Here is a 12,017-nt window from a genome sequence, read left to right as displayed (position 1 = left end):
CCTGAATTTATTTCAGGATCCCGAACATGCTACCTTTCTCTTGAGAGATCCTGAAATAAATTCAGGACGACGGGGAGCATATAACAATCATGAGGTTGACGAGCAATATACACCACTGAAAATTCCTTAAAACAATATAAAAAAAAATCCCCGGTAAACCGGGGATTAAATCTCTTAAGCAGCTTTTAACTTCTTAAAGTCGGCCTTTTCAAATTTCTCCAATGCATAATCAAGCGTAATGTTCAATTCTTTAACACTGGTATCGGATGGAATTTCAAACATGGCATCCAGCATAATAGCTTCACAAATAGACCTCAATCCTCTTGCGCCTAGCTTGTACTCCATAGCTTTATCCACGATAAAATCTAAAACCTCATCTTCAAATGTAAGTTTCACATTTTCCAACTCAAATAATTTAACATACTGACGGAACAAAGAGTTCTTAGGTTCAGTCAAAATATTGCGCAATGCCTGTTTATCCAAAGGATTAAGATGTGTTAAAACAGGTACACGACCAATCAACTCCGGAATCAAACCAAATGATTTCAAATCCTGAGGCGTGATATATTTATAAAGGTTTTTAAGATCCAATTCTTCATCGTCCTTTTTAACTTTATAACCTACCGCCTGTGTACGTAATCTGTTCGCAATTTTACGCTCAATACCATCAAAGGCGCCACCGCAAATAAACAAGATGTTATTCGTATTCACAGGAATCATTTTCTGATCCGGATGCTTACGTCCACCCTGAGGCGGAACATTAACCACCGTGCCCTCTAAAATCTTCAATAGCGCCTGTTGTACACCTTCCCCGGAAACATCACGGGTAATAGAAGGGTTATCACTTTTACGTGCAACCTTATCCACCTCATCAATATATACAATTCCACGTTCTGCAGAAGCTACATCATAATCAGCAGCCTGTAACAAACGTGTAAGGATACTTTCTACATCTTCGCCAACGTAACCAGCTTCGGTAAGCACAGTTGCATCAACAATACAGAAAGGCACATGCAATATTTTAGCGATAGTTTTAGCCAACAGGGTTTTACCCGTACCAGTCTCACCTACCAGCATGATGTTCGATTTTTCAATCTCCACTTCATCACCTTTCTCAACCTTCTGTCCCAACCTTTTATAGTGATTGTATACCGCCACAGAAAGTACCTTTTTAGCATCATCCTGACCAATAACATACTGATCAATATGCGCTTTAATTTCCTGAGGTTTTAATAAGGTAATCGAAGTGTCTAAAGGTTTCGATTTTTTACTTCCCAGTTCCTGCACCAGCAGCTGATTAGCCTGGGTAACACATTTATCACAGATAAATGCATCCAGACCTTCGATAAGCATTAAAGTATCTTGCTTACCTGAGCCACAAAATGAACAACGGGATTCTTTACTTTGTTTTGCCATCTTTTAATCTTTGTTGCTAGCACCTAGCACTTCATCAATCATTCCGAAGCTTTTTGCTTCGTCAGCTTTCATCCAGTAATCACGGTCTGAAGCCTTTTCTACCCACTCATAGCTCTGCCCGGAGTGATTAGAAATAATATCATATAATTCTTTTTTCAATTTAAGCATCTCTCTCAAATTGATTTCCATATCAGATGCCACACCTTGTGCACCCCCAGAAGGCTGATGAATCATTACACGAGAGTGAGGTAATGCAGCACGTTTGCCTTTTGCACCTGCAACTAATAATACCGCACCCATAGATGCCGCCATACCTGTACAAATTGTAGCCACATCTGGTGTGATGTATTGCATGGTATCATAAATACCTAAACCCGCATAAACAGAACCTCCTGGCGAGTTGATGTAGATTTGAATGTCTCTATTGTTATCTGTTGACTGTAAGAACAACAATTGTGCCTGAATAATATTTGCATTTCCATCATAAATAGCATCACCTAAAAAAATGATACGATCCATCATCAAACGGGAAAACACATCCATTTGCGCAACATTAAGCTGACGCTCCTCGATAATATAAGGAGTCATACTTTTCGGAGAATTATTAGTAGCACCAATAAAACGGTCAACATTTAAACCATTAATGCGGTGATGTTTAACTGCGTATTTTCTAAATTCGTCTTTATCTATCTTCATGATTTATAATTGTTATCTTTTCTACTATTCTTTACCAATAGTAATAAAACTAATTTGGTAATTTATTGTGGTATTGTAAAATTTGAGTATCACTATTATATAAATAAGGCGGCCTTAATTAAAGCCGCCTTATCTGTTATTTTTATAAAAATTAAAATATTGCCGTCTAAAACCTGTCTATTTTAATTCAACAAACTTGTTATAAGCTATTTCTTTTTCATCAATAGTAGCAACAGTTTGAATGTATTCGAATACTTTAATGGCTTTAACCTCATCAAAAATACGATTAGCGTTGTCTTTCTCTTTCAGGAAAGTAGCCGTATACTGAGCCAGTTGGTCTTCCGGCATTGGACTTGGGCTATACATTCTAAACTGTGCATCTAAACGTTGTTTTGCCGTTTGGAAAACATCTTCATATTTAATTTCGATGTTATTCTCTTTAATCAATTTATTCTCGATTAACGTCCATTTCAAGTTTTTAGCAAAATCATCATAACCTTCAGCCAATTCTGCTTCAGTTAATTTTTCGTTAGTTGCTTTTAACCACTTACGTAAAAACTCATCAGGTAATTCAATGTTTACCGACTCGATCAGTTTCGTATAAATGTCATTCTGCAATTTACGATCTGCATCCTGCTGGAACATACCTTCCACTTCTTCAGTGATTTTAGCAGTAAAACCAGCTTCGTCAGTTACGACACCTGCACCAAACAATTTATCAAAGAACTCCTGGTTTAAATCAGCCTCATCTAAACGGTTTACATTTTTAACCGTTACCTGGAACTTCGATTGTACCGCTTTAGCATCCTCTTCGCTGATGTTTAATAATTTAGCGATAGTTACCTCATTTTTATCAAAAGCTTTCTGAACATCAAGTTCTACAACGTCATCTTTTTTCAAACCAACCAAAGATTTTAAAATCTTTTTATCAGTCACTAAATCTAACCGAACAGATCCCGTTGCTGTAATTCCACCTTCAAAAACTGAACCATCAGCAGAAAGTTGTGCTAATTCGGCATAAATTACATCTCCTTCTGCCGAAACTTCAGGGTTTGTCATTTTGCCATAGCTCTTACGGATATTTTTAATACGTCCAGCTAGCGTTTCAGCATCAGCTTTAACAATATATTTAGTAAACTTATCTTTTGAAGTGATTTTCACATCAATTGCCGGAGCAAGACCTAATTCATAATCAAATTCAAACTCATCAGTATAATCCCATTTGAACTCCTTAGTATCGTCCATTACAGGCAAAGGCTGACCAAGGATTTCTACTTTATTATCTGTAAGGTGTTTGTTTAATGTTTCACTTAACAAATTATTGATCTCTTCTACAAGAATGCTTCTGCCATACATTTTTTTAATGTGGGCTGCAGGAACCATTCCTTTACGAAAACCAGGAAGGGTAGCCTTTTTTGCTTGTTCTTTGATAGTTTTTTCAACCTTTTCAGTATAATCTTCAGGCGCAATCTTAATTTTTACAACCGCGTTTAAGTCGTTAATTTTTTCCTGTGTAATGTTCATCTTTCTGAATCAATAATTATTAATGTCTATATACAAAAAATCCCCCGAGTGGCGGAGGAAGTTTAACGCGGAAGAATTGACTCCCAATCTACCGCTCAAATTTCCCTTTCGAGGGCGCAAATATATGCTTTTTTGTTGATTTCAAAGCTTATAATTGAAAATATTATGTCTGCGAAATGTCTGTAGTCCAGCACCCCAGCAACATAAAAAAACCTCCGTATCAGCAGATACGGAGGTGAATAAAAAGTACCGACTATATTACTTTGCGCTCCGTACAGGGGTATTTCCCCCGCCATCCAGCGTTAAATTTACAGGCTTATTATTTGCCCATGCACCCCTGGTAAAATCAGGAATATCGATACCTGATGATCTTTTAGAAACAGATTTTTTACTCAATGGAATGATACAACTCCATGAAGCTGCATCATAAACATCCTGATCCAATGGCAAACCATTCCGTAAACAATCAATCAGGCGCCAATCCATCATGAAATCCATTCCACCGTGACCACCTATTTTCTTTGCAATCTCACCTACGTGTTTGATGATTGGAGGACTATAAGTCTCATATAGTTTTTTCAATTCTGCATCTTTCACCCACTCTTCTCCAATCGCAATTTTTTCCTCCGGATATTTACTAGCCGAAGCTTTTGTACCACTCAGTACATGAAGTCTGGAATATGGTCTTGGTGTAGACACATCATGTTGCAACATCATCGTCTTCCCTTTAACAGTCCTAATCGTGGTCGTATTCATATTTCCACGATAGTTCTTACCTACAAACTGCTTATAGAAATCATCTTTTTGTGCCAATTTTTCTGCTTCCGCTTCCATTAGAAAATCATTAGTAGAAACAGAAACCAGGTAATCCATTCTATCACCTCTGTTGATATTAAGACACTGAGCAATTGGTCCAAGTCCATGTGTAGGATACAAATTCCCGTTGAAATTGATATTCTCTTTCAATCTCCACATATCCTGGTAGCCGTTTTTACTGAAGTTCAAACCCAGCAAATCATGGTTATAAGCCCCCTCTGCATGAATCAACTCGCCGAACATACCATTACGAACCATATTCAGCGTTAGCATCTCAAAGAAGTCATAACAGCAGTTTTCCAGCATCATACAATGCTTTTTTGTCTTTTCAGAAGTATCTACTAACTTCCAGCAGTCTTCCATTGTTAAGGCTGCTGGAACTTCAGTAGCCGCATGCGCACCACCTTCCATCGCATAAACAGCCATCGGAGTGTGCAGACTCCATGGTGTACAGATATAAACAAGATCAAGCCCTTCCTTGTCGATCATCTCTTTCCAACCGTTCTCTCCCGAATATTCCTTTGCCTTTGGCAAACCTTTGTTTACCAAATATTTTTGTGCTTTCGATGCTCTTTCCGGCAATTTATCACACAAAGCTTTAATCTCTACGCCTTCAATGAAAGACAACCTCTCTACAGCACCAGGCCCCCTCATTCCAAGCCCTATAACACCGACTTTAACTTTGTCGATCTTAGGAGCTGCATAGCCGCTCATATTAAACCGTGGTGCTGAATTAACTCCATTTAAAGGATTCGACGAAGATTCATCGATTGATTGACTGGCTTCATTTGCCTGAACAAAAGCCGGCAATCCAAGTGTCAACGCTCCGGATCCAATAGCTAATTGTTGTAAAAACTTTCTTCTGTTTGGTTTCATGTTTAGTTTCAGTGTGTATCAAAAAATAATAAATACATAAGATTTTTGATAAATATAAACACTTAGCGCACAAAAAACGAAAAATGAAGAAAAACAAAAAAGCAACCCCTTTGAGGTTGCTTTTTGTCAGTGTGCGGAAGAAGGGACTCGAACCCCCACGCCGTGAAGCGCCAGATCCTAAGTCTGGTGCGGCTACCAATTACGCCACTTCCGCTTGTTTTGGTGTTGCTTAGGACTGCAAAGATAGATATTGTTTTTAAAAGTCAAAAAGGTTTCCAACTTATTTTCACCAGTCTAAGTTAACCCACTGGGTTTCAGTAAAAATATTTTTATTATAAAAGTTCTTTTTGCAATTGAAACAGATATTGGACAGCTTTAACCAGTCTGCTGCCATACCAGGAAAACATTTCTCCATCTACTAACATCACTTTTGCTGTCGGAACTGCAGCCCTTATTTCCTCCAGATGCTTTTCCTTAAATGGATAAGGTTCCGAAGACAAAAAAATCAAATCAGGTTTTAAAGCATCTAGCTCTTTTAAATCCACCGAAGGATAACGACTCTCTTTGATCACATTACGCAAGCCATTCATCGTTAAAATATCATCGATAAAAGTACCTCTTCCGGCCAGCATATAAGGCTCCCTCCAGATCAAATAGGCAACGGTTTTATCAATTCCTTGTTGTAAGGCCAATGTTTGCAGGTCACTAAACCCTGCATTGATCAAATGATTCAGGTAAGAGGCTTCAGGCTCCCGGTCTACCAATTCAGCAATTTGCTTTATCGTATTTTTAGCATCTTCCAAAGTATAAATATCACTCATCCACACCGGAAACTCCGCCATTAACAACTCCACCTGCTCCCTGGTATTCTCCTCCTTATTTCCAATAATTAAATCTGGCTTTAAACTGCGAATCAGCTCTATGTTTAACTTTTTAGTCCCCCCTACCTTAGTACGTTCTGCAAATTTCTCTATCGGATGAATACAAAACTTGGTCAGACCAACAATCTCCTTGTCCAGCCCCAGATCAAACAACAGTTCTGTCTGCGATGGCACAATAGAAATGATCCTTTTAGGTGGATAATTAACCCGTATTGTATTTCCCAGCTGATCTGTAAAACTGCGTTGCATCCTACAAATATAAGTGCTAACTAATTATCTAACCAGTCTTAAATCGTTCTTCGTTAATAACCCCATCTAAAAGCTGTAAAGTTCTATTGCCATATCCGGCATTTATTTCAGAATGCGTAACCTGAATAATGGTTATTCCTTCTTCCTGATTTAATTTTTTAAACAGATCCATAATCTGTAACGCCTGGGCCGACTGTAAATTCCCTGTAGGCTCATCAGCCAGAATGATGGATGGTCTGGTAGCCAATGCACGCGCAATACCTATCAATTGTTGTTCTCCGCCCGACAACTGACCAGGAAAAAAATCACTTTTAGCAGCCATGTTAAAACGGTCTAATAAATCTGCTACCCTGTTTTTACGTTCTGGAGCCGAAACTTTTTTATACATCATTGGCGCCTCTATATTTTCAGCCACCGTCATCTCATCAATCAAATGGTAAGCCTGAAATACAAAACCAATGTGATTGCGGTACAATTCGATCCGCTTACGCTCATTTAAAGAAAACACATCCTGTCCCATAAATTCATATGCGCCATAGGTAGGCTCCTCTAACATCCCCAGTATATTCAACACCGTTGATTTCCCCGCGCCCGATGGCCCCATTATAGAAACAAATTCACCGGCTTTTATACTTGCAGATACATGACGAAGAACGTAATTCTTCCCTCCTTTGTTTACATAAAACTTCTCTATGCCCTGTAATTCAATCATCATTTATTAATTATTTAAAACTATTCATATTTTAAAGCATCCACAGGATTAGCTTTTGCCGCTTTATACGCCTGAAGACTTATCGTTAAAAGCGCAATTACACTCGTACCAAATACAGCCGCAATAATCATCAACAAGGAGATTTTTGTGCGAAATTCAAAATGCCCCAGCCATATATTCATCAGGTAACAGGCCACCGGGACGGCAATGACAACCGCCACTAAAATCATTTTCATAAATGATGCAGAAAGCAATTGCATAATATTGGCAACCGAAGCGCCAAGGACTTTACGTACCCCAAATTCTTTAGTCCGCTGTTGAGCACTATAAGCCGTCAGACCAAAAAGCCCCAGGCAGGATATAAATATTGCCAGTCCGCCAAATAGATTTGATAAAATGCCAAGAACCCGCTCTCCCTCAAGCTTATCAGCATACAAATCATTCACAAACTTCAAGTCAACAGGGTAAGCTGGGTTTATTCGTTTAGTTACCTGAGTAATCAATTCAACATTGTTTGTTAAATTATTATTCTGGTTAAGGCGCATAGTAATCTGACCACCCCATTCCTTAATAAAAGCAACAACCATTGGCTTATCAGTAAAGTACGGAGAGCCCCAAATGAAATCTTTGAAGACCCCGACAACAGTGAACTCATTTCCATGGTATTTTACGGCTGTACCAACCGGATTTTTAAGTCCCATTAATTTTACTGCTGAACTGCTCAGCAAAAGCGCCGCGGTATCCGAAGCAAATTCCTTAGAGAAATCACGTCCCGAAACTAATTGTACCCCATTTGTTTTGATAAAATCGTAAGTCGTAGCAATCTGATTAAAAACTACGTCTTTATCCGCGGCATTCATTCCAGGCCATTCGAAATTCCAGAAAGTAGAACTGCTATTCGATAAACTTCCAGAGGATTGACATACGGCTGTAACTGCACCTGTTTTTAGCAATTCCGATTTAAAAAATTCAAACCTTTTCCCCAATTCACCCTCCTGCGGCATCTCGGCCAAAAGATTAATGTCATAACCGACCGGCCTTTCTTTAATAAACTGAACTTGTTTATAAATAACGAGTGTAGCAATGATCAGGATAATGGCAAAACTAAACTGGCCGATAACCAACACTTGCCTCAAGCTTACGGGAATAGCTTTAGTCTTCGCCATTTTTCTTTTTAAGGTCTGGACAGGACTAAAGGAAGAAAGATACAATGCAGGATAAATACCGGATAAAAGCCCGGTCAACAAAATCACACTCATTATACCAATCCAGTAGTAAGCGCTAAAATAATTAATACTCAATTTTATATTCAGCAGATTATTAAATGTTGGTAATAAGATTTCTACCAGTACCATTGCAAGCAATACACTGATAATCGTCAACAAAACAGATTCTGTAAGGAATTGAGAGATTAAAGAAGTCCTGCTTGCACCTATTGTTTTTTTAATACCCACTTCCTTTCCCCGCCTTTCCGATTTGGCAGTCGCCATGTTCATAAAATTAATACAGGCGATAAAAAGGATACCGAATGCCAGGGCAATAAATAAGTAAATACGTTCAATATCACCTCCCACACTTTTTCCATTTACAAATTCCCCAAACAAGTGTCTGTCCCATAATTTAAATATAAATGCTTCATCTGTTGAAAAACCACTATGTCTTTTTATCATTCCTTTCAATTTTGAATTGATCAAAGGAACATTTGCCTGCTCATTTATGCGAACTAAAGTTTGCCAGTTGTAATTGCCCCATTCAGGCTTTTTAACCCAATCAAAAAGTGTTTCATACAAAGACCATGGCATCAGAAACTCAAAGGTATTTGAGCCATTAGATGGCAAATCCCTGATAATTCCTGTAACCATTAAATCTACATCGTTGTTATAACGTACTGATTTATGAAGCGCATCACCATCTTTAAACAATAGCTTTGCCATCCCCTCGGTTAAGACTACAGACTTTGGACTGTTTAATGCTGTCAAAGAATTCCCCGCAATAAATTCGTAATTGTAGATTTTAAGCAGATCAGGATCAGCAAATTTCGCCTCCTTTTTAAAGTTACTTTCGCCGTTAGAGATTAAGGATTTCCCGGCATAACCAACTCTAGCTACAGCATCAACGTCAGGGATTTCTTCTCTAATCACTGTTGCAATTGCATTACTGGTACCATCTCCGGTTCCCTGAATGCGACCATTCCCATCTTGAAAATTGGTCATTACCTGATAAACATTTTCAGATCCCTTAAATTGCTTATCAAAATTCCATTCGTAAGTTACATAAAGCATCAGCAAAAGGCAGGATGCAACCCCGATGACTAAACCAAACACATTAATTATCGAAGAAGTCTTATGTTTCCAAAGGCTACGTAGCGCAATTTTTAAATTAAGTTTAAACATTTTTTAACCAGTTTTAAATTGTCGTTCATTAACACCCCATCTAAACGATGTAAATCGTCATTTACTAATTATTTTACCTATTCATATTTTAATGCATCCACAGGATTTGCTTTTGCCGCCTTATAAGCCTGAAAACTTACCGTAAAAAAGGCGACTATAATTGTAGTAAATATGGATACAACGATGATCCACCAGGAAATTACCGTACGGAATTCAAAATTCCCCAGCCATTTATTCATCAGGTAACAAGCAAGTGGTACACCAATCACAACGGCCACTAAAATCATTTTCATAAAGGATAAGGAAAGCAGTTGCATAATACTAACCACCGAAGCACCAAGAACTTTACGTACACCAAATTCTTTAGTACGCTGCTCTGCACTATAAGCGGTCAGACCAAATAACCCCAAACAAGATATAAATATGGCTATACCACCAAACAAATTCGCCAGGACCCCCAGTATCTTTTCCGACTGCATTTTATCAGCATACAGATCATCTACAAATTTAATCTCAACAGGATACTGAGGATTGATATTTTTAACAATAACCGAAATCAGCTCTATATTCTTGCTTAAACTATTAGCAGGATTTAAACGCATATTGATGTTTCCTCCCTCACTTTTACTAAAATTGATCACCATAGGACGTCCCGAATGATATGGTGAGTCCCAGAGAAAATCTTTAAATACACCGATTATTGTTAGCTGATTCCCGAATAGATTTACTGTCTTACCTACAGGATCTTTCAGCTTCATCATCTTCACCGCAGTGCCACTTAATAAAATTGCAGCAGTATCTGAAGCAAATTTATTAGAGAAATCACGGCCAGCAAGCATTTGTACACCATTTGTCTTCACAAAATCATACTGGGTTTCTAATCGGTTGAAAACAATTTCCTCTCCCTGTTTTTCCATCTCCGGCCATTTTAACCCATAGAACCAATTGCTTACATGGGTCATGCTGCGTGATGCCTGGTTTACCGAAATTACTGCCCCGCTCTTCAGTACCTGCTCTTTAAACAATTCAAATTTCCCGTGCAACTCTCCACTTTGAGGCATCTCTGCAAGCAAATTAATATTGTAACCTACTGGTCTGTTCTTAATAAACTGAATCTGCTTATAAATCACGAGTGTAGCAATAATCAACATAATAGCAAAACAAAACTGTCCTACCACCAGCACCTGCCTCAGATTGATGGGAATAAACCTGGCCCTTGCTGTTTTCTTTTTAAAAATCTGAATGGGGTTGAATGACGATAGGAACATTGCTGGATAAACGCCCGCCAAAAGTCCCGTCAGCAAGGTTACCGATACTATACCCAGCCAATAGGCCAACCCCATGTAGTCTATTGATATTTCTATACCCAACAGGTTATTGAACATCGGCAAACTAATTTCAACAATAGTAAGCGCAATCAACACTGCAACTATAGTGAGCATCATAGCTTCAGTCAGGAATTGGCTCACCAAAGAACTTCTGGTTGCACCAATCGTTTTTTTGATCCCTACTTCCTTTGCCCTGCGTTCCGACTTTGCCGTAGCCATGTTCATAAAATTGATACAGGCAATCAGCAGAATACCAAAGGCCAATGCTATAAACAGATAAATACGTTCTATGTCGCCACCTACATTTTTACCGTTTAAAAATTTCCCATGTAAATGTAAATCCGAATAAGGGTATAAAAAGTTCTCATTTCTTTGTTCTGTATAAATTTCATTGAACAGCTTTTTAACCTTGGAATTGACAAAATCTAGTTCAGCCCTATCATTAAGCCTTGTTATTGCTAAAAAGCTAAAATTCCCCCAACCAGGATTTCTAGCTTCATCATCTATAGTTTGATAAAAAGACCAGGGAATCAGGTAATCAAATCTAAGTGAAGTGTTAGCAGGGAGATCTTTGATCACACCAGTTACCTTAAGGTCAATTTTGTTTACATACTTCACCATTTTATCCAGTACATCCGTAGTGCCAAACAATAACTTCGCAGTCCCCTCAGTTAACACTATAGCATTCGGTGTGTTGAGTGCAACTTCGGGATTACCAGTTATAAATTCGTAGTTGAATATTTTCAGGATCTCCGGATCAGCGAAGAGATCAATTTTTTTAAAGCCATTTTCCTTATTGGCGATGAGCGATTTACGACCACCGGCAATACGGGCAATCACATCTACTTCAGGAATTTTGCTCCTAATAGCCATTGCAATCCCGTTACCAGGTGAAGTTCCGGTGCTTGTAATCTTCCCTGACGCATCCTGAAAATTGGTCATTACCTGATAGATTTTATCTGCCTCCTTATAATGACGGTCGAAATTCACTTCGTAATTGACATATAGCAACAACAGAATACAGGCAGACAAACCAACCGTCAGTCCAATTACATTTATAACAGAAGAAGTCTTATTTCTCCAGAGATTCCGCAAAGCTATTTTTAAATTGAGTCTGAACATAAGT

At 38.3% G+C, this 12,017-nt stretch carries 8 protein-coding genes and 1 tRNA gene; all 9 read right to left on the bottom strand.

The features are described from left to right. Positions 1 to 174: 174 nt before the first annotated feature. The 9 genes from clpX to R2Q84_RS19955 all read right to left on the bottom strand — a co-directional run bounded on the left by clpX (position 175) and on the right by R2Q84_RS19955 (position 12,013). Positions 175 to 1,416: an ATP-dependent Clp protease ATP-binding subunit ClpX gene (gene clpX / locus R2Q84_RS19995; protein WP_316818371.1), complete on the bottom strand. Its 1,242-nt coding sequence runs from the start codon at positions 1,414 to 1,416 to the stop codon at positions 175 to 177. Positions 1,417 to 1,419: 3 nt separating this feature from the next. Next, positions 1,420 to 2,112 carry an ATP-dependent Clp endopeptidase proteolytic subunit ClpP gene (gene clpP, locus R2Q84_RS19990; RefSeq protein WP_316818370.1) on the bottom strand — a complete coding sequence of 231 codons (693 nt, stop codon included), beginning with the start codon at positions 2,110 to 2,112 and terminating at the stop codon, positions 1,420 to 1,422. 177 nt (positions 2,113 to 2,289) lie between these two features. After that, positions 2,290 to 3,636 carry a trigger factor gene (tig, locus tag R2Q84_RS19985; protein ID WP_316818369.1) on the bottom strand — a complete coding sequence of 449 codons (1,347 nt, stop codon included), beginning with the start codon at positions 3,634 to 3,636 and terminating at the stop codon, positions 2,290 to 2,292. A 258-nt stretch (positions 3,637 to 3,894) separates the two neighbouring features. Continuing rightward, positions 3,895 to 5,328 carry a Gfo/Idh/MocA family protein gene (locus R2Q84_RS19980; RefSeq protein ID WP_316818368.1) on the bottom strand — a complete coding sequence of 478 codons (1,434 nt, stop codon included), beginning with the start codon at positions 5,326 to 5,328 and terminating at the stop codon, positions 3,895 to 3,897. A gap of 132 nt (positions 5,329 to 5,460) precedes the next feature. Then, positions 5,461 to 5,542, bottom strand: a tRNA-Leu gene (locus R2Q84_RS19975). Between the two features lie 118 nt (positions 5,543 to 5,660). Beyond that, positions 5,661 to 6,458, bottom strand: coding sequence for a helical backbone metal receptor (locus R2Q84_RS19970; protein WP_316818367.1), 798 nt, complete (start codon positions 6,456 to 6,458; stop codon positions 5,661 to 5,663). A 28-nt stretch (positions 6,459 to 6,486) separates the two neighbouring features. Continuing rightward, positions 6,487 to 7,173 carry an ABC transporter ATP-binding protein gene (locus R2Q84_RS19965; RefSeq protein ID WP_316818366.1) on the bottom strand — a complete coding sequence of 229 codons (687 nt, stop codon included), beginning with the start codon at positions 7,171 to 7,173 and terminating at the stop codon, positions 6,487 to 6,489. Positions 7,174 to 7,190: 17 nt separating this feature from the next. Next, entirely contained in the window at positions 7,191 to 9,563 is a 2,373-nt protein-coding gene (locus R2Q84_RS19960) for an ABC transporter permease (RefSeq protein ID WP_316818365.1), read from the bottom strand. A gap of 77 nt (positions 9,564 to 9,640) precedes the next feature. Continuing rightward, the gene (locus R2Q84_RS19955) at positions 9,641 to 12,013 is read right to left on the bottom strand and encodes an ABC transporter permease (protein WP_316818364.1); all 2,373 of its coding nucleotides are present in this window, start codon (positions 12,011 to 12,013) and stop codon (positions 9,641 to 9,643) included. Positions 12,014 to 12,017 lie beyond the last annotated feature (4 nt).

It is taken from the genome of Pedobacter nyackensis, from assembly GCF_032678475.1.
GTDB lineage: Bacteria > Bacteroidota > Bacteroidia > Sphingobacteriales > Sphingobacteriaceae > Pedobacter > Pedobacter nyackensis_A.
This window is presented reverse-complemented; position numbering and strand designations above follow the sequence as displayed.